The sequence below is a fragment of the Streptomyces flaveus genome (genome assembly GCF_014647675.1).
GTDB lineage: Bacteria > Actinomycetota > Actinomycetes > Streptomycetales > Streptomycetaceae > Streptomyces > Streptomyces flaveus.
This window is the reverse complement of sequence record NZ_BMPQ01000023.1, coordinates 68,630-89,699: the sequence shown is the minus strand read 5'-3', so window position 1 is coordinate 89,699 and position 21,070 is coordinate 68,630. Positions and strand designations below refer to the sequence as shown.

Annotated in this window: 20 protein-coding genes; 12 read left to right on the top strand and 8 right to left on the bottom strand. The window is 69.5% G+C overall.

The features are described 5' to 3' along the window. Window positions 1-38 precede the first annotated feature (38 nt). The 6 genes from IEZ21_RS33605 to IEZ21_RS33580 all read left to right on the top strand — a co-directional run bounded on the left by IEZ21_RS33605 (window position 39) and on the right by IEZ21_RS33580 (window position 4,947). On the top strand, window positions 39-971 hold the full coding sequence (locus IEZ21_RS33605) for an alpha-E domain-containing protein (RefSeq protein WP_033322084.1): 933 nt from the start codon (window positions 39-41) through the stop codon (window positions 969-971). 7 nt (window positions 972-978) lie between these two features. Beyond that, window positions 979-1,821: a transglutaminase family protein gene (locus tag IEZ21_RS33600; protein WP_189325594.1), complete on the top strand. Its 843-nt coding sequence runs from the start codon at window positions 979-981 to the stop codon at window positions 1,819-1,821. A 63-nt stretch (window positions 1,822-1,884) separates the two neighbouring features. Continuing rightward, window positions 1,885-2,160 (top strand): DUF1876 domain-containing protein, encoded by a 276-nt coding sequence (locus tag IEZ21_RS33595; RefSeq protein WP_033322081.1) that lies wholly within the window; start codon window positions 1,885-1,887, stop codon window positions 2,158-2,160. Between the two features lie 322 nt (window positions 2,161-2,482). Continuing rightward, entirely contained in the window at window positions 2,483-3,154 is a 672-nt protein-coding gene (locus tag IEZ21_RS33590) for a DUF4097 family beta strand repeat-containing protein (protein ID WP_189325593.1), read from the top strand. Window positions 3,155-3,193: 39 nt separating this feature from the next. Then, window positions 3,194-4,159, top strand: coding sequence for an ATP-binding cassette domain-containing protein (locus IEZ21_RS33585; protein WP_189325592.1), 966 nt, complete (start codon window positions 3,194-3,196; stop codon window positions 4,157-4,159). Next, entirely contained in the window at window positions 4,156-4,947 is a 792-nt protein-coding gene (locus IEZ21_RS33580) for an ABC transporter permease (RefSeq protein WP_189325591.1), read from the top strand. Before IEZ21_RS33585 ends, IEZ21_RS33580 begins: the two co-directional genes overlap by 4 nt. A 161-nt stretch (window positions 4,948-5,108) precedes the next feature. Here IEZ21_RS33580 and IEZ21_RS33575 read toward each other — a convergent pair whose 3' ends face one another. Continuing rightward, window positions 5,109-6,224: a sugar ABC transporter substrate-binding protein gene (locus IEZ21_RS33575; RefSeq protein WP_246568404.1), complete on the bottom strand. Its 1,116-nt coding sequence runs from the start codon at window positions 6,222-6,224 to the stop codon at window positions 5,109-5,111. A gap of 362 nt (window positions 6,225-6,586) precedes the next feature. On the opposite strand from IEZ21_RS33575, the gene IEZ21_RS33570 reads away from it, so the two are divergent. After that, window positions 6,587-7,159, top strand: a complete 573-nt coding sequence (locus tag IEZ21_RS33570) for a dihydrofolate reductase family protein (RefSeq protein WP_189325590.1) — start codon at window positions 6,587-6,589, stop codon at window positions 7,157-7,159. A gap of 158 nt (window positions 7,160-7,317) precedes the next feature. Here the strand turns inward: IEZ21_RS33570 and IEZ21_RS33565 are convergent, their stop codons facing one another. Then, window positions 7,318-7,713 carry a hypothetical protein gene (locus tag IEZ21_RS33565; protein ID WP_189325589.1) on the bottom strand — a complete coding sequence of 132 codons (396 nt, stop codon included), beginning with the start codon at window positions 7,711-7,713 and terminating at the stop codon, window positions 7,318-7,320. A 38-nt stretch (window positions 7,714-7,751) separates the two neighbouring features. Then, window positions 7,752-8,204 carry a helix-turn-helix domain-containing protein gene (locus IEZ21_RS33560; protein ID WP_189325588.1) on the bottom strand — a complete coding sequence of 151 codons (453 nt, stop codon included), beginning with the start codon at window positions 8,202-8,204 and terminating at the stop codon, window positions 7,752-7,754. A 371-nt stretch (window positions 8,205-8,575) separates the two neighbouring features. Here IEZ21_RS33560 and IEZ21_RS33555 point away from each other — a divergent pair, with 371 nt between their 5' ends. Further along, window positions 8,576-8,830 carry a hypothetical protein gene (locus tag IEZ21_RS33555; protein WP_033322076.1) on the top strand — a complete coding sequence of 85 codons (255 nt, stop codon included), beginning with the start codon at window positions 8,576-8,578 and terminating at the stop codon, window positions 8,828-8,830. A gap of 49 nt (window positions 8,831-8,879) precedes the next feature. After that, window positions 8,880-9,389, top strand: coding sequence for a hypothetical protein (locus IEZ21_RS33550; protein WP_189325587.1), 510 nt, complete (start codon window positions 8,880-8,882; stop codon window positions 9,387-9,389). 76 nt (window positions 9,390-9,465) lie between these two features. Here IEZ21_RS33550 and IEZ21_RS33545 read toward each other — a convergent pair whose 3' ends face one another. The 4 genes from IEZ21_RS33545 to dnaK all read right to left on the bottom strand — a co-directional run bounded on the left by IEZ21_RS33545 (window position 9,466) and on the right by dnaK (window position 13,764). Next, window positions 9,466-9,915, bottom strand: a complete 450-nt coding sequence (locus IEZ21_RS33545; protein ID WP_033322073.1) for a heat shock protein transcriptional repressor HspR — start codon at window positions 9,913-9,915, stop codon at window positions 9,466-9,468. Window positions 9,916-9,922: 7 nt separating this feature from the next. Then, window positions 9,923-11,119 (bottom strand): molecular chaperone DnaJ, encoded by a 1,197-nt coding sequence (gene dnaJ, locus IEZ21_RS33540; RefSeq protein ID WP_189325586.1) that lies wholly within the window; start codon window positions 11,117-11,119, stop codon window positions 9,923-9,925. 75 nt (window positions 11,120-11,194) lie between these two features. After that, on the bottom strand, window positions 11,195-11,905 hold the full coding sequence (gene grpE / locus IEZ21_RS33535) for a nucleotide exchange factor GrpE (protein WP_189325585.1): 711 nt from the start codon (window positions 11,903-11,905) through the stop codon (window positions 11,195-11,197). Beyond that, on the bottom strand, window positions 11,902-13,764 hold the full coding sequence (dnaK, locus tag IEZ21_RS33530) for a molecular chaperone DnaK (RefSeq protein ID WP_189325584.1): 1,863 nt from the start codon (window positions 13,762-13,764) through the stop codon (window positions 11,902-11,904). The genes grpE and dnaK overlap by 4 nt, the downstream gene beginning before the upstream one ends. 655 nt (window positions 13,765-14,419) lie before the next feature. On the opposite strand from dnaK, the gene IEZ21_RS33525 reads away from it, so the two are divergent. From IEZ21_RS33525 to IEZ21_RS33515, 3 genes are all read left to right on the top strand, one after another. After that, the gene (locus IEZ21_RS33525; RefSeq protein ID WP_189325583.1) at window positions 14,420-16,711 is read left to right on the top strand and encodes a (Fe-S)-binding protein; all 2,292 of its coding nucleotides are present in this window, start codon (window positions 14,420-14,422) and stop codon (window positions 16,709-16,711) included. A 99-nt stretch (window positions 16,712-16,810) separates the two neighbouring features. Continuing rightward, complete coding sequence (locus IEZ21_RS33520; RefSeq protein ID WP_189325582.1) at window positions 16,811-18,331, top strand: FG-GAP repeat domain-containing protein; 1,521 nt, start codon at window positions 16,811-16,813, stop codon at window positions 18,329-18,331. 187 nt (window positions 18,332-18,518) lie between these two features. Continuing rightward, window positions 18,519-19,094 (top strand): hypothetical protein, encoded by a 576-nt coding sequence (locus IEZ21_RS33515; protein ID WP_189325581.1) that lies wholly within the window; start codon window positions 18,519-18,521, stop codon window positions 19,092-19,094. 295 nt (window positions 19,095-19,389) lie between these two features. Here IEZ21_RS33515 and IEZ21_RS33510 read toward each other — a convergent pair whose 3' ends face one another. After that, complete coding sequence (locus IEZ21_RS33510) at window positions 19,390-20,958, bottom strand: alpha/beta hydrolase (protein ID WP_189325580.1); 1,569 nt, start codon at window positions 20,956-20,958, stop codon at window positions 19,390-19,392. Window positions 20,959-21,070 lie beyond the last annotated feature (112 nt).

The following is a 21,070-nucleotide window of genomic DNA, read 5'->3' as shown; positions in this document are numbered from 1 at the left end:
CCCCGGACGGAGCGAACACTGATCGAGGAGGTACGGCCGTGAACGACGTGATCCTCTCCCGCATCGCCGAAGCACTGACCTGGACGGGCCGGTACGTCGAGCGCGCGGACGCCACCGGCCGCATCCTCGACGCGTATCTGCACCGGCTCCTCGAAGACCCCTGGCGGGACGAGGACGTGGCCTGCCGCTCGCTGTACGCGATCCTCGGCGTCGACGCGGGGGACGAACGCGTCGACATGCAGCAGGTGCTCGACCAGCTGGCCTTCGACGCGCGCTCGACCTGCTCCATCGAGGGAGCGCTCGGGGCCGCGCGTCTGAATGCGAGGAGCGCCCGTGAAGCCGTGTCCTCGGAGATGTGGGAGTGCCTCAACTCCACCTGGCACGCCCTCGCCGACCAGCGCATGGCGGCCCGCCGCACCGGCCCGTACGCCTATCTGGAACTCGTACGCCGCCGGGCCGCGCTCTTCTTCGGACTGGCCGACTCGACGATGAGCCGCGACGACAGCTGGCGTTTCGTGGTGCTCGGCCGGAGCCTGGAGCGGGTGGACATGACCGTACGGCTGCTGTCCGTACGGGTCCTGGACGCCCCCCATGCGCCGGACTGGCCGACGCTGCTGAGCGCGAGCGGGGCGGACGAGGCGTACGCGCGGGTGTACGGCGGCTTCGGGGACACGGCCCGCGTGGCCGAATTCCTCATCATGGACCGGGAGTTCCCGCGTTCGGTGCTGCACGCCCTGACCACGGCGGAGGAGTGCCTGGCGGCGCTGGGGCGTCAGCGCCAGGATCCGGCGCGGCGGCCGATCGGCCGGATGCGTACGCGCCTGGAGTATCAGGACTCCGGCGCCCTGGAGGACGTACTCCCGTCCCTGTTGCGCGAGTTGCAGACGTCCTGCATGACTTCCGCCGAGGCGGTCGCGGAGAAGTTCTTCCCGTACCAGGGGCCCGTCGAGTGGGCCCAGGAAGGAGCGTGAGTACGCCATGACGCGCCGACTCCGCATCCGGCACACCACGAAGGTGTCGTACGCCCAGGCCGCGGTCTCCTCCCACAACGAGGTCCGCATGACCCCGCTGACGCTGCCGAGCCAGACCACGCTGGACGCCCGCGTCCTCGTGAACCCCTCCACCCCGACCTGGTCGTACTGGGACTACTGGGGCACCCAGGTCACCGGCTTCGACCTGATGGAACCGCACGCGAACCTGACGATCACGGCGGTGAGCCTGGTGGAGACGGCCCCGCCGGGCGGGCTCCAGGCGGCTCCGACATGGGCGGAGGTGGCCGAACTGGTCGCGAAGTCCCGCCTGCTGGAGTACGCGGCGCCGACCTCGCGTACGGCCATGCCCGACGCACTCGTCGAGCGGGCGCGTGCGGCGGCGGCCGGCCTGGACCCGCACGAGACGGCGGTGGCGGTCTCGTCCCTGGTCGCCGACCACGTCAGGTACATCCCGGGCTCCACCGGCGTGAACACCGCCGCCGCCGAGGCCTGGGAGCAGGGCGCCGGCGTCTGCCAGGACATAGCGCACCTGACGGCGGGCCTGCTGCGCGCCCTCGGCCTGCCCACCCGCTATGTCTCCGGCTACCTCCACCCCGAACGCGACGCGGAACTCCACCGCCCCGTCGAAGGCCAGAGCCACGCCTGGGTCGAGTACTGGGCGGGCGACTGGACCGGCTACGACCCCACCAACCGGGTACGCGCCGACGAGTCCCACGTGGTCGTGGGCCGGGGCCGCGACTACGACGACGTGACGCCGCACAAGGGCGTGTACCGGGGAGTGGCCGGAGGGCCACCGGAGGTGATGGTGGAGTTCACGCGAGTGGCGTAACCGGGGCGGGCGGGCGGATGCTGTTGTTATCTGTGTAGTCGGCCGTTTCCGGAGGTGATCGCGATGACGCACACGGCTGTCGGATGGCACGTGGAGCTGGAATTCGACGAGGACGACCAGCGCACCCGCGCCGCCGCCCTCGTACGACTCCCCGACAGAAGCGAGGTACGGGCCCACGGCTACGCCAAACGCCACCCCTCCGACTCCAACCAGCCGAGGGTGGGCGAGGAAGTGGCGGGAGCCAGGGCCCTGAACGAACTGGCCATGAAACTCCTCACCAAGGCCCACGACGAAATAGACGAGGCCTCGGGCCGGATCTCACATCCGCTGACTCCGTGACCTGTCACGCAGCAGAATCCGCCCAGCCCGTCCCTCGTCCTCCGCGCCTCCCGCGCCTCAGCCCCGCTTCGGGCCCGTGATCCCCTCACCGATCACGAAGCCCTTGGCGGGGCCTTTTGGGTTTGGTGCCTCCGGCATAGCGTTCACTCTCAAACCGTTGCAACGAACAAGGAGTATCGTTGCGTTAAGTTCAGAATCGTTGCAACGATTTTCTTGCTTTCACCTGCATCAATGCCAATTCTGCGCAACGAATCTGTTGCCTCATCATTGAACGCAACGTAGCTTTTCCTTCATCGGAAACACCGAGCCGAAGGAGAGCACGATGCAGAAGTTCGCCACCCCCGCCCCGATCTCCGCCGTCCTGGACATCCCCGCCGGACGCATCCAGTTCATTGCCGCCGACCGGACCGACACCACGGTCGAGGTCCTGCCCGCCAACGCCTCAAAGAGCCGCGACGTGAAGGCGGCCGAGGAGATCGAGGTCTCCTACAGCGACGGCGTCCTGCGGATCCAGGCCCCGGAGGCGAAGAACCGGATCCTCGGCCACACCGGATCCGTCGAGGTGACCGTCCAACTGCCCGCCGGCTCCCGCGTCGAGGCGAAGTCGGCCGCCGCCGAGTTCCGCGGCGTCGGACGGCTCGGCGACGTCGCCTTCGCGGACGGCTACCGCTCGGTCAAGCTCGACGAGGCAGCAAGCGCCCGCCTCACCGTCCTCGACGGCGACGTCTCGGTCGGCCGCCTGGGCGGCCCCGCGGAGATCAGCACCCAAAAGGGCGACATCAACATCGCCGAGGCCCTCTCCGGCACCCTCGTGCTGCGCACCCAGATGGGCAACGTGTCGGTCAGCGCCGCGGCCGGAGTCTCCGCCTCCCTGGACGCCGGCACCGGCTACGGCCGGATCAACAACGCCCTGAAGAACACCGACGGCGCCGCGGCCGGCCTGACCATCCACGCGACCACCACTCACGGCGACATCACCGCCCGCAGCCTCTGACCCGCAGCCTCCAAACGCCTTTAAAAAGGAGCACCCATCATGACCACCCCGGCCATCGCGGCGAACGGGCTGCGCAAGTCCTACGGCGACAAGGTCGTACTCGACGGCGTCGACCTGGCCGTCCCCGAAGGAACGGTCTTCTCCCTGCTCGGTCCGAACGGTGCCGGCAAGACCACCGCCGTGAAGATCCTCTCCACCCTCATCACCGCCGACGCCGGCGACCTGCACGTCGGCGGCCACGACCTGGCCGCCGACCCGCAGGCCGTGCGGGCCGCGATCGGCGTCACCGGGCAGTTCTCCGCCGTCGACGGCCTGATCACCGGCGAGGAGAACATGCTCCTCATGGCGGACCTGCACCACCTCTCCCGCGGCGAGGGCCGCCGCACCACCGCCGAGCTGCTGGAGCGCTTCGACCTGGTGGAGGCCGCGAAGAGGCCCGCCTCCACCTACTCCGGCGGCATGAAGCGCCGCCTCGACATCGCCATGACGCTGGTCGGCAACCCGCGGATCATCTTCCTCGACGAGCCCACCACCGGCCTCGACCCGCGCAGCCGCCACAACATGTGGGGCATCATCCGCGAACTCGTCACGGGCGGTGTCACCGTCTTCCTCACCACCCAGTACCTGGAAGAGGCCGACGAGCTCGCGGACCGCATCGCCGTGCTCAACGACGGCAAGATCGCCGCCGAAGGCACGGCCGAGGAGCTGAAGCGGCTCATCCCCGGCGGCCACGTCCGGCTCCGCTTCACCGACCCGTCCGCCTACCAGTCCGCCGCCGTCGCCCTGCGCGAGGCCGGCAGGGACGACGAGGCGCTGGCGCTGCAGATCCCCTCCGGCGGCAGTCAGCGCGAGCTGCGCGCCATCCTCGACTGGCTGGACTCGGCCGGCATCGAGGCGGACGAGCTGACCGTGCACACCCCCGACCTCGACGACGTGTTCTTCGCCCTGACCGGCACCGGCACCGTCCCCAACCAGACCACCCAGCCCAAGGAGACCGTCCGATGAGCACCCTCTCCCTCGCCGTACGCGACTCGAACACGATGCTGCGCCGCAACCTGCTGCACGCCCGGCGCTACCCGTCCCTCACCCTGAACCTGCTGCTCACCCCGGTCATGCTCCTGCTGCTCTTCGTCTACATCTTCGGCGACGTGATGAGCGCGGGCATCGGAGGCGGCGGCGCGGACCGCTCCGCGTACATCGCCTACATCGTTCCGGGCCTGCTGCTGATGACCATCGGCAGCACCACGATCGGGACCGCGGTGTCCGTCTCCAACGACATGACCGAGGGCATCATCGCCCGCTTCCGCACGATGGCGATCCACCGCGGCTCTGTGCTCATCGGACACGTCGTCGGCAGCGTGCTGCAGTGCGTGATGAGCGTGGTCCTCGTCGGGGCCGTCGGCGTGGCCATCGGCTTCAGATCCACGGACGCCACGGCCCTGGAGTGGCTGGCGGCGTTCGGGCTGCTCGTGCTCTTCGCCATGGCGCTCACCTGGGTCGCCGTCGGCATGGGCCTGATCAGCCCGAACGCCGAGGCCGCCAGCAACAACGCGCTGCCGATGATCCTGCTGCCGCTCCTGTCCAGCGCCTTCATCCCGGTCGACACGATGCCGGGCTGGTTCCAGCCGATCGCCGAGTACCAGCCGTTCACCCCCGCCATCGAGACCCTGCGCGGCCTGCTCCTCGGCAGCGAGATCGGCCACAACGGGTGGCTTGCGGTCTCCTGGTGCCTGGGCCTCGCGGTGCTCGGCTACTTCTGGTCGGCCTCGAAGTTCAACAGCGACCCGAAGTAACCGCCATGACAGCGCGGGTCACCTCCCGCAACCGGTCTCGCCCCAGGGCGGCGTACACCGACACCACGTCGGCGTACGCCGCCCCGTTCGCGTCTTAGGCCGCCCTCCTGAGGCATCTCAAGAGCGAGAGCTGAAGCCCCGCTCCAGGACCCCTACGACCCCTACTTCTTCAGGCCGATCTCCTCGCAGGCCGCCTCGTACTCCGAGGTGCAGATGTCCGAGACCTTGTAGATGCCGTCGTCGATGACCGTGTCCTTGATGTTGTCCTTCGTCAGGGGGGAGACGAGGACGAGGTGCGCCGGGACGTCCTTCTTCGTCGGGCTGTCGACCTTGTCGCGGGTGAGGGCGTCGAACTCGATGCCCCAGCCGTGGGCGCGGGCCACGGCCAGCTCGGCGGCGGTCTCGGCCTCTTCGGGGTACGGCTTGTAGACGCTCATGTACTGCTCGCCGGAGACGATGCGCTGCACCGCCTCGAGTTCCGCGTCCTGGCCGGTGATCGGCGGCAGCTCGGTCACGCCGGCCGCCTTCAGGGCGGAGACGATGCCGCCGGCCATGCCGTCGTTGGCGGAGTACACCCCGTCGATGTTCTCGGCGCCGATGGAGGAGATCGCGGCCATCATGTTGGCCCGCGCGTTCGAGGGCTTCCAGTCCTTGGTGTCGTACTGCTTGGCGATGGTCACCTTGTCGCCCAGCTCGGCGAGGGCGGCCTTCTTGAACTGGGCCGCGTTCGGGTCGGTGATCGCGCCGTTCATCATGACGATCTTCTGGGACTTGCCGCCGTCCAGGGTCTCGGCGAGGGCCTTGCCCTGCACCTCCCCGACCTGCTGGCTGTCGAAGGAGATGTACGCGTCGATGGGGCCCTCGGCCAGCCGGTCGTACGCGATGACGGGGATGTCCGCGTCCTTCGCCTTCTGTACGCCGTCCGCGATGTCCTTGGCGTCCACCGCGTCCAGGAGCACCACGTCGACCTTGTCGTCGACCATCCGCTGGAGCTGCTTCTTCTGCTCGGCGGCGTCCTGGTCGGCATTGGCGTATACGACCTCGCCCTTGCCCTTGGTCAGCTCGTCGACCTTCTTCTTGATGATGGGGTGGTCGAACTTGTCGTAGCGCTGGTTCTCCTTCTCCGGCAGCAGCAGACCCACCGTGATGTCGTCGCCCCTGGTCGGTTCCGCCGAGCCGCCCTCCGAGTCGCTGTCGAGCACACCACAGGAGGCGAGCGAGAGAGCCATGGTGGACACGGCCAGGGATATGGCGATACGACGCATACGGTTGCTCACTTCTGGTGTTTTCCGGACGAGGGCACAGCTTTGTCACCCTGGTGACCAAAAGCCAACGCGGGCTTGTCAATAGCGTCAAGGAATTCCGGTTAACGAGATCGCAACAGCACTCTGTGTGCTCATTGTGAAGACGCAGAGCTGAAGGTCTGGAGGATCTGCGGGCGGGGATGGAGCATGTGTGATGGCCTGTCTATCGACAGTTCACCAATCCGACCGGCCGCGTGCCCACCCACCCGTCCACCGCCCGTCCACTGTCCAGCCGCCGTAGGTCCGCCGGCTGCCCGACCGCCCTGCGTCCGCCGTACGTCCGTCAGCCGCCCGACCGCCGCTCCGTCCAGTATCCGCGATCCCCAGGAGTCCCGATGCGCAAGATCACCCTGAGTCTGGCCGTGTCCCTCGACGGTTACTTCGCGGGCCCGAACGGCGAGCTCGACTGGCACCTGGTCGACGAGGAGGTGCACCGCCACCACAACGAGCGCATCAAGCCGATGGGCGGCTTCCTGCACGGGCGGGTCGTGCACCAGCTGATGGACGGCTACTGGCCGACCGCCGACGAGGACCCCTCGGCCACGGAGACCGAGCGTGAGTTCGCGGCCATCTACCGGGACATGCCGAAGATCGTGTACTCCCGCACGCTGAAGCCGGGTCCCGCCGACTGGAACACGACCATCGTGCCGGAAGTCGTCCCCGAGGAGATCAGAGCCCTCAAGGAGCAGCCCGGCGGCGACCTCGGAGTCGGCGGCGCGGAACTCGCCGCGGAGTTCCGGCGACATGACCTGATCGACGAGTACTGGCTCTACGTCACCCCGGTCATCCTGGGCCGCGGCCGTCCCCTCTTCCCGGAATCGGACGCCACCACCCACCTCCGCCTCGCCGGGACCCACACCTTCGGCAATGGCGTCGTGCTCCTGCGCTACGAGCGGGCCAAGGCCTGAGCGCTCCGCTGGAAGTGCGGTTCGGAACTGCGGGTTCGTTGTGGCTGGTCGCTCCCCCACTCTCGAATTCTCCCCCAGTGCCTTAAGGGCCTGGGGGGACCCCCAGAGCGGGGGGACCCCCATCGCGGCGGAGCCGCATATGTCACTGCCCCGCGCCCCTAAGGGGCCTGCGGCCCCCTCGGGGCGCGGTCCCCGTCATGCCCGTCGTCCGGTGGGCGTTCCGGAAAGCGGAGGAGGCGGGCCGGCGGGAGCGGGAAGTGCTCGCTGTCGGGGTGCTGGCGTCGGACGGCGTCGGCACCGGAGCCGGGGGCGGAATCGGGAGCGGACTCGGTGTGGGCGTCGGGGCCCTGCGGCTGCGTCGCGCGGGCATGCTCGTGCCAGCCGGCGCGGAACCAGTTCAGCTGCTGCCGTTGCAGTTCCTCCTCGGTGAGCACGCGGACGCCCTCCGGGCCTGCCGCCCGGAGCTTCTCGCCGAGCCCGATGAGCAGTTCGCCCACCAGCCTGGAGACGCGTTCCGCCTCGTCACCGCGGCTGCCGCCGCCCGGATTCCCCATTCCGCACTCCCTCGACTCCCTCGCGCCGCTCCCTCGCCTCAACCGCCCTCCGGCAGGAACTGCCTCGCCACCTTGGCGAACAGCTCCCGCAGTTCGGGCGGCACACCCATCCTGCGAGCCGCCTCCTCGGGACTCAGCGCCGCATGGCCGTCCCCGGCCGCCGGGTGCCCGCCGCCCGCGACGACCGGCAGGTCGTCCTCCGTCAGCCGCCCCGAGCGGATGAGCATCTCGCGGAGCGGGACGCCGAGTACGGCCGCGATACGCCGCATCGTCTCCAGGTCGGGCATGGACTGACGCTGCAACAGCCGGCTCACGGCGGCCCGGTGCACCCCGGCATCGTCGGCGAGCTTCGAACGACCGCCACCACGCGGGCTGTCGATGTCATAGCCACGGCCGCGCAGCAGTTCCTCGATCCAGCCGGCGAACTCGTCGAGCCCCTCGGCCCGGTATCTGCGATCTGTATGGGCATCGGCCCCTGAGCTGGAACGCATATGTCCGCTCTCCCCTCGTCGCGCGGACAACGTACCGACCGCCCTCGCACCAAGGTGTGTGCGCGCTCGCGCGTAACGGTGGAGATTCGGCAACGACCGCCGGATCAGCGGCAGTTGGCGTACGGCTTGAAGCGTCACCATCACGCCCGCCTCCACGGAGGGTAGTCACTTGCGTACGCGCTCGCATCATGCCAGTCTGTTCGCTCGCTCCCTGTTATCGAACACATGTTCCCACACTCGGAGCGAAGAAGAGTGGAGAAGAGCGGAGACCCGCGGAGAAGAGAGGAGCACCACGATGACCGATGCCACGCGCAGAACGACGCTTCGTACGGACCGGCTGCTGCGCGAGGACGCCGGAGCGGAGGCCGACCATGACGACGACTGAGGCCGACGAAGTCGCGCTGGAGCTGGAACGCCTGCGCCGCTCGGTCGACGTCGGCTTCGCCACCACTCGTGGCGACCTCGCCCTCCTCCTCCAGCGCGCCGACCAGACCGACAAGACCCTCGACGAACACGAGACCCGCCTCGAAGCCCTGGAACGCGCCCGCTGGCCCCTCCCGTCCCTGGCCGCCCTCACGTCCTGCATCGCCCTGGCGGTGACGCTCTGGCAGGCGGCGGGGCGGTGATCGACGACGTACGCTGTCCGAACTCACGTGCCCGCGGCAAAGGAAGCGCATGCCCGTCGAAACCCTCGCCCAGGACGACCTGTTCGGCGAACTGAGCGTCTGGCTGAACCCTGAGAAGGGTGAACTGGCCATCGAGGGAAGGGCGGTTCCCGAGATCGTCCTGCGCCGCGTCGCCGGGACCAGGACCGAGGAGCACATCCCGATCGGCACCCGGAAGCGCGGCCGGCTCACGCTGGACGTCGACGGCCAGGAGGCGGTCGTCAGGCCCGCGAAGGGACGGCTGACCCGGCGCTCGTACCGCGTCGACGTCCGGCACGCGGGCCACACCTACCGGCTGGTGCCCGACTCCGTCGCGGGCAGTCGGCTGCTCAAGGACAGGAAGCACATCGGGGACTTCACCTCGGAGGGCGACGGGCATGTCCTGGCCGAGTGGAAGGAAGGCGCCCGGGTGGAGGCGACCGACGCGGCTCTCGGGTACGCGCTCGCCGCCGCGTTCGGCACCGGCGCGTTGGCCATGTGGGCGCACGCGCTCGAAGCGATCAGCGACCTCATTCCCTGAAGGGAACCAGCCGACGTGCAGGGGCCCGGAGGATCGACGATCAACCTCCGGGCCCCTGCACGCTGTTGCGCTGTCCCTAGTCCGACTGCTGGCGCTTCGGCCGCCACACCACCAGTGCGCTCGTCTGCTGCACGTCCTGGTACGGGACCAGGTCGCGGCGGTACGAGGCGTGGACCGCGGCCTCTCGCTGCTGCATCGCCGCGGCGGCGCCTTCCAGAGCCGCCTGCAGTTCCGCTACGCGGGACTGGAGGGCGGCGACCTGGTTCTCCAGCTCGATGATGCGCTTGATGCCGGCCAGGTTGATGCCCTCGTCCTGCGACAACTGCTGGACCGTGCGCAGCAGTTCGATGTCGCGGGCCGAGTAGCGCCGGCCCCGTCCGGCCGTGCGGTCGGGGGAGACCAGGCCGAGGCGGTCGTACTGGCGCAGGGTCTGGGGGTGCAGACCGGAGAGCTGGGCCGCCACCGAGATGACGTACACCGGGGTTTCCTCGGTCAGCTCGTACGGGTTGCGTCGACGGCCATCCATGGTGTCCTCATGCTCCCTTCGCCGCCTGGAACAGCTCGGCCCGTGGATCCTCGCCCACGGTGGCCTCGCGGTACGCCTCGAGCGCGTCACGCGCCTTGCCCGTCACGTCCTTGGGGACCGCGACCTCGACGGTGACCAGCAGGTCCCCGCGGGTGCCGTCCTTGCGGACCGCGCCCTTGCCGCGGGCGCGCATCGTCCGCCCGTTGGGCGTGCCCGGCGGCAGTTTCAGGGTGACCGGCGGCCCGCCCAGGGTGGGCACCCGGACCTCCCCACCCAGCGCCGCCTCGGCGAACGTCACCGGCACCGTCACCGTGAGGTTGTCGCCCTTGCGGCCGAAGACCGGGTGGGCGCCCACGTGCACGATGACGTACAAGTCGCCCGCCGGACCGCCCCGTTCACCCGGTGCGCCCTTGCCGCGCAGCCGGATCCGCTGGCCGTCGCTGACGCCCGCGGGGATCCGGACCTGCATCGTGCGCGACGACTTGGCCCGGCCGCTGCCCTTGCAGATCTCGCAGGGGGTCTCCGCCAGCAGACCGCGGCCCTTGCAGTCGGGGCACGGATCGGTGAGCGAGAAGCCGCCGCCCGAACCGCGCGCCACCTGTCCCGTGCCGACGCACGTCGAGCACACGCGCGGTGTGCCGTTCGCGTCGCCGGTGCCCGAACAGGCCTTGCAGGGCGACTGCGAGGACATCCGCAGCGGAACCGTCGCGCCCTCGATCGCCTCGGTGAAGCTGAGCGTGACCTCGGACTCGATGTCCTGGCCGCGCCTGGGCTGCGTACGCGTGCCGGTGCCCGTGGCGCCGCCCCGGTTGAACAGGCCCCCGAAGACGTCACCGAGGCCGCCGCCGAATCCGCCGCCGGCGCCGCCCGCCCCGCCCTGGCCGGGTGCGCCTCCGAAGAGGTCGCCCAGGTCGAAGTTGAACGTGCCGCCTGCGCCCGCGCCGGGGCCCGGCCTGAAGCCGCCGTTGCCGAAGAGGGTGCGCGCCTCGTCGTACTCCTTGCGCTTCTTGGGGTCGCCGAGGATGTCGTTCGCCTCGGAGATCTCCTTGAAGCGCTCCTCCGCCTTGGCGTTCCCCGTGTTGGCGTCCGGGTGGTACTCCCGGGCCAGCTTGCGGTACGCCTTCTTGATCTCGGCCTCGGTGGCGTCCTTGGGGACGCCGAGGACCTTGTAGTAGTCCTTCTCGATGAAGTCCTTGGTGCTCATCCTCGACGTCCCTCCTTCCTTCTCACGCGCCGTACGGTCCGTACGTTCATTCGTACGCCCCGTACGTCGCCGACGTCAGCCCTCGTCCGGGCCACCGTTCTCCTTGTCGTCGGCGTCGGGCGACGCCGACGCGTCGGTCTCGTCGCCCTTGACGGTCTGCGCGCCCGGCTGCGGCTCGGCCACCGCCACCCGCGCGGGGCGGATGGTGCGCTCGCCGAAGCGATACCCAGGCTGCAGAATCGCCACGCACGTCGTCTCCGTGACGTCCGGCGCGTAACTGTGCATCAGGGCCTCGTGGATCGTCGGGTCGAAGGGCTCGCCCTCCTTGCCGAACTGCTGGAGGCCCAGCTTCGCCGCGACGGTCTCCAGCGACTCGGCCACCGACTTGAAGCCGCCGACCAGTTCGCCGTGATCCCGCGCGCGGCCGATGTCGTCGAGTACGGGCAGGAGCTCGGTCAGGAGATTCGCGATGGCGACCTCCTTGACCGTGATCCGGTCGCGCTCGACGCGGCGGCGGTAGTTCTGGTACTCGGCCTGGAGCCGCTGGAGGTCCGCCGTGCGCTCACCGAGCGCCGTACGCACCTGGTCCAGCTGGGCCGTCAGGGCCGTTACCTGCTGCTGTGCTGCCGTCTGGGCTGCTGCCGCGTCCCCGGCCGGGGCCGCCCCCTCCTGAGGGGCGGCCTTCGGCTCCGCGTCATCAGAGGTGGCGCCGGAAGGGACGTCGGGCTGCTGAGGCTGAGCCTGCGGCGGCTGCTGCTCGTCGAAACCCGGGGTCTCCTCCGTCACGCGGCACCATCCTTCCGGTCCTCGTCGACGATCTCGGCGTCGACGACATCGTCGTCGGCCTTGGCCTGCGCACCGCCGTCGGCGGCACCCTCGGGACCGCCGGGACCGCCCGCGGCCTGCGCGCCCTGAGCGTCGGCGTACATGGCCTGGCCCACCTTCTGCGAGACCGCGGCGACCTTCTCGGTGGCCGTACGGATCTCGGCGGTGTCCTCGCCCTTGAGCGCGGTCTTCAGCTCCTCGACGGCGGTCTCGACCTCGGTCTTGACCTCGCCGGGGACCTTGTCCTCGTTGTCCTTGAGGAACTTCTCCGTCTGGTAGACGAGCTGCTCGCCCTGGTTGCGGGACTCGGCGGCCTCGCGGCGCTTGTGGTCCTCGTCCGCGTACTGCTCGGCCTCCTGGCGCATCCGGTCGACCTCGTCCTTCGGCAGCGAGGAGCCGCCGGTGACGGTCATCTTCTGCTCCTTGCCCGTGCCGAGGTCCTTCGCGGTCACGTGCATGATGCCGTTGGCGTCGATGTCGAAGGAGACCTCGATCTGCGGGACACCGCGCGGGGCCGGCGGCAGACCGGTCAGCTCGAACATCCCGAGCTTCTTGTTGTACGCCGCGATCTCGCGCTCGCCCTGGTAGACCTGGATCTGGACGGAGGGCTGGTTGTCCTCGGCGGTGGTGAAGATCTCCGAGCGCTTGGTCGGGATCGTCGTGTTCCGCTCGATGAGCTTCGTCATGATCCCTCCCTTGGTCTCGATACCGAGGGACAGCGGGGTCACGTCGAGGAGCAGTACGTCCTTGACCTCGCCCTTGAGGACACCGGCCTGGAGCGCGGCGCCGATGGCGACGACCTCGTCCGGGTTCACACCCTTGTTGGCGTCCTGGCCGCCGGTCAGCTCCTTGACGAGCTCGGCGACGGCGGGCATACGGGTGGAGCCACCGACGAGAACGACGTGGTCGATCTCGCTGAGCTGAATGCCGGCGTCCTTGATGACGTTGTGGAACGGCGTCTTGCAGCGCTCCAGGAGGTCGGCCGTCAGCTGCTGGAACTGGGCGCGCGTGAGCTTCTCGTCCAGGTGCAGCGGGCCCTCGGCGGACGCCGTGATGTAGGGCAGGTTGATCGAGGTCTCCGTGGAGGACGACAGCTCGATCTTGGCCTTCTCCGCGGCCTCACGCAGGCGCTGGAGGGCCATCTTGTCCTTGCCCAGGTCCACGCCGTGACCGCTGGCGAACTGCTTCACCAGGTAGTCGACGACGCGCTGGTCCCAGTCGTCACCACCGAGGTGGTTGTCGCCGTTCGTGGCCTTCACCTCGACGACGCCGTCGCCGATCTCGAGCAGCGAGACGTCGAAGGTGCCGCCACCGAGGTCGAAGACGAGGATCGTCTGGTCGTCCTTGTCGAGGCCGTACGCCAGGGCGGCGGCCGTCGGCTCGTTGACGATCCGCAGGACGTTCAGGCCCGCGATCTCGCCGGCCTCCTTGGTGGCCTGGCGCTCCGAGTCGTTGAAGTACGCCGGGACGGTGATGACCGCGTCCGTGACCTTCTCACCCAGGTACGACTCCGCGTCCCGCTTCAGCTTCTGCAGGATGAAGGCGGAGATCTGCTGCGGGTTGAACGGCTTGTTGTCGAGCTCGATCTTCCAATCGGTGCCCATGTGCCGCTTCACGGACCGGATGGTCCGGTCTACGTTGGTGACCGCCTGGCGCTTGGCGACCTCGCCGACGAGCACCTCACCGTTCTTGGCGAAGGCGACGACGGACGGCGTGGTCCTGGCGCCCTCGGCGTTGGTGATGACGGTGGGCTCACCGCCCTCCAGAACGCTGACGACGGAGTTAGTCGTGCCCAGGTCGATGCCGACCGCACGTGCCATGGTTTTTTCCTCCAGCTGACTTGAGTGGGACAGACTCAAGTGTGCACGACGCTGACCGCTGGGTCAAAAGGCCTGAGTCAGCTGGGCTCAACTTTTATGTGAACCTTAGCTTCAGGAGCCGCTTTTCGCCCACGGGGCGGGGAGTTGGGGTTCGCGGGCGAGTGCGGGTGCGTCGTGGCTGGTCGCGCAGTTCCCCGCGCCCCTAAAAGCAAAAGCCTGCGGCTTCACTCACCGCCAGCCCCGACGGACCCGTCACTTGCCCTCCGGCGGGAGGGGGCGTGGGCCGGTGCGTCGCATGCCCGTCGCTTAGCTCCGGTCTCGGAGAACCCGCACCGTGTACCAGCCCAGGGCCGTATGCCCTGTTGGCGACGGGCTGACGCACCGGCCCACGACCCCGCACCCACCAACCACCCAAGGGGCGCGGGGAACTGCGCGACCAGCCACCCACACACCCGCACCCAAAAACGAACCCACCCGCCCAACCCGAGCGGAGCGGTGAGGCAACCCTCAGTAGCACAGATCACCGCGCCGCTGGCTACAGTGCGGCACATGATGCGGGTACTCTGAGAAGTACGTAAGTTACCGCTTAGTAATCTCGGGGACGGCCTCCGCGGACCTCCTCGACGAAACCCCTCGCAGGCCCGAGGAGCCCCAAATGCAACTCGCCGCGATCGTCGTGTCGCTGGTCCTGACCGTGATCGGCGTTGCTCTGCTCGCGCGTGCCGTCGGCCAGTTCGTCCGGCACTTCAAGCTAGGCCAGCCCGTTCCCGCCGGCAGCCGGACCGACAACCCCTGGGACCGCAGCGTGACGCTGGTCAAGGAGTTCCTCGGCCACACACGCATGAACCGTTGGGGCATCGTCGGCTTCGCGCACTGGTTCGTCGCGGTCGGCTTCCTGACCCTCCCGCCCACCCTCGCGCAGGCGTACGGGCAGCTCTTCGAGGCCGACTGGACCCTCCCGGTCATCGGCGGCTTCCTGCCGTTCGAGATGTACATCGAGTTCATCGGCGTGATGACCGTCATCGGCATCGCCGTACTCATCGTCATCCGGCTGCTCAGCCTGCCCTCCCGGGCCGGCCGCAAGTCCCGGTTCACGGGCTCCAAGGCCTGGCAGGCGTACTTCGTCGAGTACGTCATCCTCACCATCGGCCTCGCGATCTACACGCTGCGCGGCCTGGAGGGCGCGATCCACCATGTGGAGCACTACGAGGCCGCGTACTTCGCCTCGTACCCACTGGTGCTCGCCTTCGAGGGACTGAGCACCGGCACGCTCCAGAACCTGATCTACCTCACCGCGATGATCAAGGTCAGTGTGTCGCTGATCTGGATGATCACGGTCTCGGTGAACACCAACATGGGCGTCGCCTGGCACCGCTTCCTCGCCTTCCCCAACATCTGGTTCAAGCGCAACGCCGACGGCTCGACGGCCCTCGGCGCGCTGCAGCCGATGACCAGCGGCGGCAAGCCCATCGACTTCACCGACCCCGGTGACGACGACGTCTTCGGCGTCAGTCAGGTCGAGCAGTTCTCCTGGAAGGGCCTGCTGGACTTCTCCACCTGCACCGAGTGCGGTCGCTGCCAGTCGCAGTGCCCCGCCTGGAACACCGGCAAGCCCCTCTCCCCCAAGCTGCTCATCATGTCGCTGCGCGACCACGCGCACGCCAAGGCCCCGTACCTGCTGGCCGGTGGCGGCAAGACCATGGAGGGCGAGGAGAAGGCGAGCGAGGAGCAACTCAAGGACGTGCCCGCCGCCGCGCTCGCCGAGGCCGAGCGGCCGCTGATCGGCACCCTCGAAGAGAACGGCGTCATCGACCCCGACGTGCTGTGGTCCTGCACCACCTGCGGTGCCTGCGTCGAGCAGTGCCCCGTCGACATCGAGCACGTCGACCACATCGTCGACATGCGGCGCTACCAGGTGATGATCGAGTCCGCGTTCCCGAGCGAGGCGGGCACGATGCTCAAGAACCTGGAGAAGAAGGGCAACCCCTGGGGGCTGGCCAAGAAGCAGCGCCTGGAGTGGACCAAGGAGGTCGACTTCGAGGTGCCGGTGGTCGGCAAGGACATCGAGGACCTGTCCGAGGTCGAGTACCTGTACTGGGTCGGCTGCGCGGGCGCGCTGGAAGACCGCGCGAAGAAAACGACGAAGGCCTTCGCGGAACTCCTCCACATCGCGGGCGTCAAGTTCGCGATCATGGGCGGCGACGAGAAGTGCACGGGTGACTCGGCGCGCAGGCTCGGCAACGAGCCGCTGTTCCAGGAGCTCGGCATGGAGAACGTCTCCGCGCTGAACATGGCGTTCGGCGAGGAGATGGACGACGAGGGCAACTTCACCGCGGAGTCGAAGAAGCCGAAGTCCGCGAAGAAGATCGTCGCCACCTGCCCGCACTGCCTCAACACCCTCGGCAACGAGTACCCGCAGCTCGGCGGCGACTACGAGGTCATCCACCACACCCAGCTGCTCCAGCACCTCATCGACGAGGGCAAGCTCATCCCCGTAACCCCCGTCGAGGGCCTGATCACGTACCACGACCCCTGCTACCTGGGCCGCCACAACAAGATCTACACGCCCCCGCGCGAGATCATCGGCAAGGTCCCGGGTCTCAGGAACGAGGAGATGCACCGCCACAAGGAGCGCGGCTTCTGCTGTGGCGCCGGTGGTGCGCGGATGTGGATGGAGGAGCGGATCGGCAAGCGCATCAACAACGAGCGTGTTGATGAGGCCCTGTCGCTGAACCCCGACATCGTGTCGACGGCCTGCCCGTTCTGCCTCGTCATGCTGACCGACTCGGTCAACGGCAAGAAGAACGATGGCAAGGCGAAGGAGTCCATCCAGGTCGTGGACGTGGCCCAGTTGCTGCTCGATTCGGTCAGGACGCCGGCCGACGACGAGCCGCCGGCGGGCGAGACCGAGTCGGAGAGCGAGCCGGAGCCGCAGCCGGTGAAGTAGCGGCTCAGGTAACGGCAGCCCGTCGGCAACGGGTACGGCTGGATAACGAAGCACCCCATGTCCCTGGTTCAAACCGGGGGCATGGGGTGTTGTCGTGGAATGAGAGCGACAAAGGGTGCCCGGGGTGCGGTTCTGGTCGCGTGCGCCGTCCTGCTGGGCGCCGCCGTCGCTGGGTGCCAGACGGTTGGCGGGGGCTCCGGGAACGGCGGAAGCAGTGGTACGGGGCCGGGGGCGCCCTCCGCCCCCAAGCCCCCGAACGCCACCTCCACCTCCACCGGCTTCACGCTCGGCGCACTCGCCCAGGGCCCCGTCCGCCCCACCGCCGGACAGCCACAGGACCGCCCCCGCGAGGGCGACCTCAACGGCGACGGCTACGACGACGTGGCCCTCGCCCGCACCGGCGCCCTCTACGTCGTGTACGGCTCGGCGGACGGCCCCGACCCCCGCACCCGTACGACCCTCGCCGTGGGCGGCGGTCACCCGGGCCGTGACGCCGACAACATGCCCCGGCTGCACCGCGCCGACCTGGACGGCGACGGGTTCACCGATCTGCTGGTCACGGTGAACGACGGCAAGCAGTACGCGCTGTGGGGCGGGACGCGCGGGCTCACCGGGATACGTCAACTCGCCATCGGTGGCGAGGCGTTGCGCGAACTCGGTCCCGCGGGCGGTGACTTCGGCAGCGTCGCCGACTTCGACGGGGACGGCAGCGGTGACGTGTTCCGCCTCGGCGGCCCCGACCGGTCCGCCGGGGTCGTCTTCCACGGCCCCTTCGACCGCCGTACGGGCGAACCGGCCCGCCAGGCCGAACTCACCGGGCCGATCCCCGCCGACAGCGCGCCCTACCAATCCACCTCCGAGGACTACGACGGCGACGGGCGCGCCGAGCTGACCGTGTGGTTCGAGTGGACCGACCCCGACAGCGAGGGCGACGGCGACCTGAGCGTCCGAGGGGTGCGCCATTTCCGCGGTACGGCGCGTGGGCTCGTACGGGCGCAGGAGTCCGAGCAGGGCGCGGAGTTCGCGGGGCATCCCGGGGATGTGGACGGGGACGGCGACGACGAGCTGTACAAGGCGAGCTTCTTCGCCTACGACCAGAAGATCACGGTCAGCGTCAACTCCACGCCAGGAAAGGTGAGTTCCGCGTCGCCGGTCACCCTGACCGACCTCCCCGGCCTCAACTCCCGCTGCTGCGGCGGCACCGAGGGCCGAGCTGTCGGTGACGTGACGGGCGACGGCCGTCCCGACCTCGTACTGAGCGCGCCCGCGATCAACAGCGCCCACGGACTCGTCTTCCTGATCCCGGACATCGCCCACGTCACCCCAGCCACCGAACCCCAGGCGGTCGACCTGGAATCCACAGGTGTGGACGGAGAGAACCGCGACCCCGGAGAGGGCGACAAGCAGTACATCCGGCACCGCCTGATCTCCAAGCCCCCACTCCTCGACGTGAACGGCGACGGCCGCCTCGACGTGGTCGCCGCCTCCGGCAACCGGCATCCCGGGGACGGTTCCGCCACGCGCCGTACGACGGGGTTCTGGGTCTTCCCGGGCTCCCCGGACGGCCTGGACACCGAGGCCTCACGGCACGTCACGGAGGAGGACCTGGACCTTGAGTGACCGAAAGGGCGCCTGACGGGAACTCTCCCGGTCAGGCGCCTTTCGTACGAACCGCTCAGGGCAGGGCCCTGAGCGTGGGTTACCGCGCCGTGAAGCCGAAGCGGGTGCCGGCGGCGGGCCGCTGCTGTGGCCCGCCGACGAGCCGTGGCCGTACTGCGACGAGCCGCACGACAGCCGCGCGGCCCCGGTGGTCCACTCCCCGGACGACGTCCGGCTCCTCCGTCACGACCGCGCCGCAGCGGCCGAGCGGCGGCGCCTCGACCCCGAGGCACCCCAGTGGACTTCCGAGGAACGGGCGACCTGGGAGCGGCTCGCAGACCGCCCGTGGTTCGACGGCCCGATCCCCCTCCTCCCCGTCGCCCAGCTCTACGCTCGCGACGTCTCCTTCCCGCGCCCGCCCGACGCGGACCTCCTCCAGGTCCTCTGGTGCCCCTTCGACCACGAGATGGCCCACCCTCGGACAGCCCTCTTCTGGCGCTCCTCGGCCACCGTCACCGAAGTTCTCGATGCACCGCCCGAGCCGCCCATCGTCCAGCGGGACTGCTACCTCCCGGAGCCGTGCCTGTTCTCACCGGAGCAGGTCACCGAGTACCCCAACCCCTCGGAACTGGACAGGGAACTTCAGGACCAGCTGGACGACATGAGCCGCTGGGAGACGATCGACCCCGCGCGGTACAACACGTACGCGGACGACCCGGGCGAGCTCTGTCTGAACAACCTCTCCACCGCCCCCGGCTGGCAGACCGGCGGCTGGACGCGGTGACGTCCGTTCCGACCGCTGGAGGTGTGGTGGCCGAGCCTGTGCGGGTGCGCAGACTGACCGACCAGGAGGGGCAGAAACTCCAGCAGGTCGTGCGCCGGGGATTCACGTCGCTGTGGCCGAGGCCGTCCGGAGCGACCTCGCAGCCCGCCCGCGCAGCATCCGGCCGCTCTGGCCCGACCACCACACCGGCACCCACCCAAAGGCGGTCTCGGACCGGGCGGTGTGGTGGTGCACGCCCAGGGCCCCTGCGAGCGAACCGCTGTGCTGACGGCCGCCCTGCGGATCCGTACGGGCCTCAGGACATGCTGCCTGGGCACACCGTCCCCACGGCCGGGGTGCGGCCCGTGCGGAGGTATGTGTCGACCGCCTCCGTGACGCAGCGGTTGTACGGGTATGTGCCGTGGCCCTCCTCCTCGGCCGTCAGGAGCACGCCGACACCGTCGCCCAGGGCGCGGGCCATGCGGCGGGCGCCGGGATAGGGGGTAATCGGGTCGCCGGTGCCGCCGACCACCAGGACGGGGGCCGCTCCGTCGGCGTTCACCTGGGGCGTGGCGCGCTCGCCGTCGAACGGCCAGTCGTAACAGAGGTAGACGCCGGTGGACCAGGCCGCGCCGAAGACAGGTGAGGCGGCTTTGACGCGGGCCTCGTCCCTGTCGAGGCGTTCGGAGCCAGGGCGCAGGCTGGAGTCCGCGCAGGTGATCGCGGTTCGGGCGACGCGGCTGTTGTCGCGCGGGGCCGGCGCGCGGTCGGCGGAGCCGATGTCGTCCGCGCCCTTGCTCAGCGGACCGCCGTCGTTGTGGTCGATCAGCGCGGTGAGAGCCTTGGCGAGCGGCGCCCAGCCGTCTGTGCCGAGGTCGAGATGGTCGCTGACGGTGTACGCGAGGTCGTCGGCGTCGAGGTTCCTTCCGCCGCCGGCCGGGGCGGGCTTCTTCTCCAGGCGGTCGGCCAGGCGCGCCATGCGTCGCGCGGCCTCCTCGGGCCCATCGCCGGTCGGGCAGTGGCGGATACGGGCCGCGCAGTGCGCAGCGAACCGGTCGAACGCCGCCTGGACCGCCTTGACCTGCGACACCTGCTCCTCGTTGAGGTCCTCGGTCGGATCGACGGGCGCTTCGAGGACGAGCCGTCCGACGTGCGACGGGTACAGGTGGGCGTAGACCGCGCCGAGCGTCGTTCCGTACGAGACGCCGAAGTAGTGCAGCCGCTCGTCGCCGAGGAGGTAGCGCATCAGGTCGAGGTCGCGCGCGGTGTACGAGGTGCCGATGTACGGGAGGAGCGCCCCGGAGTGCTCGGCGCAGGCGTCGGCCCCGTCGTAGCCGGTGTCGTCCGCGGTCTTCCCGCAGCGCACGGGGATGGTCGCGCCAACGCCGCGCGGGTCGAAGGAGACCAGGTCGTAGCGGTCGAGGAGCGGCTTGTACTCATTGAGGTGTTCGGGCAATCCGCTCACGCCGGACTCGCCGGGGCCGCCGAAGTTGAGGACGAGTGAGCCGATGCGCCGGGCGTTCGGGCCGGTGGCCTTGCGGCGGATCAGGGCGACTTCGATCGTCCTGCCATCTGGTTTCCGGTAGTCGAGGGGGGTCTTCATGGTGGCGCAGTCGTAGCCCGTGCGCGCGGTGGGCGGCGAGGTGCAGCGGGACCAGTGGAGGCGCTGGCCGGTGGTGAGCGCGGTGGGCAGACCGGCGGGCGGGTTGTTCGCGGTGAACTCCGTACGCGGCTCCGCACTCCGGCCGGGAACGTCGTGGCCGGGAGCATCGCGCTGAAACCAGGCGCCGACGGCCCCGATCGCGGCGAGGACGACCACGGCGATGATCCGCACACCGACCGAGAGGCCCGGTCTGCGGCTTCGTATCGGATGTGCGCCACTCATCGAAATCCCCGCGCTCCCGCCCCTGGACGCCCGCCCCGTGCCCGCATGCCCGTGTTCGTGATCGTCCGATCGTCGAATGAGTGCAGAGTACCGACGGCCGGGCCGCGGAACG

Bases quoted from the DNA above. Each gene is read 5' to 3' on its own strand.
- IEZ21_RS33600 (WP_189325594.1), top strand. From the start codon at position 979: ATGACGCGCCGACTCCGCATCCGGCACACCACGAAGGTGTCGTACGCC.
- IEZ21_RS33595 (WP_033322081.1), top strand. From the start codon at position 1,885: ATGACGCACACGGCTGTCGGATGGCACGTGGAGCTGGAATTCGACGAG.
- IEZ21_RS33590 (WP_189325593.1), top strand. From the start codon at position 2,483: ATGCAGAAGTTCGCCACCCCCGCCCCGATCTCCGCCGTCCTGGACATC.
- IEZ21_RS33585 (WP_189325592.1), top strand. From the start codon at position 3,194: ATGACCACCCCGGCCATCGCGGCGAACGGGCTGCGCAAGTCCTACGGC.
- IEZ21_RS33580 (WP_189325591.1), top strand. From the start codon at position 4,156: ATGAGCACCCTCTCCCTCGCCGTACGCGACTCGAACACGATGCTGCGC.
- IEZ21_RS33570 (WP_189325590.1), top strand. From the start codon at position 6,587: ATGCGCAAGATCACCCTGAGTCTGGCCGTGTCCCTCGACGGTTACTTC.
- IEZ21_RS33565 (WP_189325589.1), bottom strand. From the start codon at position 7,713: ATGGGGAATCCGGGCGGCGGCAGCCGCGGTGACGAGGCGGAACGCGTC.
- IEZ21_RS33560 (WP_189325588.1), bottom strand. From the start codon at position 8,204: ATGCGTTCCAGCTCAGGGGCCGATGCCCATACAGATCGCAGATACCGG.
- IEZ21_RS33555 (WP_033322076.1), top strand. From the start codon at position 8,576: ATGACGACGACTGAGGCCGACGAAGTCGCGCTGGAGCTGGAACGCCTG.
- IEZ21_RS33550 (WP_189325587.1), top strand. From the start codon at position 8,880: ATGCCCGTCGAAACCCTCGCCCAGGACGACCTGTTCGGCGAACTGAGC.
- IEZ21_RS33545 (WP_033322073.1), bottom strand. From the start codon at position 9,915: ATGGATGGCCGTCGACGCAACCCGTACGAGCTGACCGAGGAAACCCCG.
- dnaJ (WP_189325586.1), bottom strand. From the start codon at position 11,119: ATGAGCACCAAGGACTTCATCGAGAAGGACTACTACAAGGTCCTCGGC.
- dnaK (WP_189325584.1), bottom strand. From the start codon at position 13,764: ATGGCACGTGCGGTCGGCATCGACCTGGGCACGACTAACTCCGTCGTC.
- IEZ21_RS33525 (WP_189325583.1), top strand. From the start codon at position 14,420: ATGCAACTCGCCGCGATCGTCGTGTCGCTGGTCCTGACCGTGATCGGC.
- IEZ21_RS33520 (WP_189325582.1), top strand. From the start codon at position 16,811: ATGAGAGCGACAAAGGGTGCCCGGGGTGCGGTTCTGGTCGCGTGCGCC.
- IEZ21_RS33510 (WP_189325580.1), bottom strand. From the start codon at position 20,958: ATGAGTGGCGCACATCCGATACGAAGCCGCAGACCGGGCCTCTCGGTC.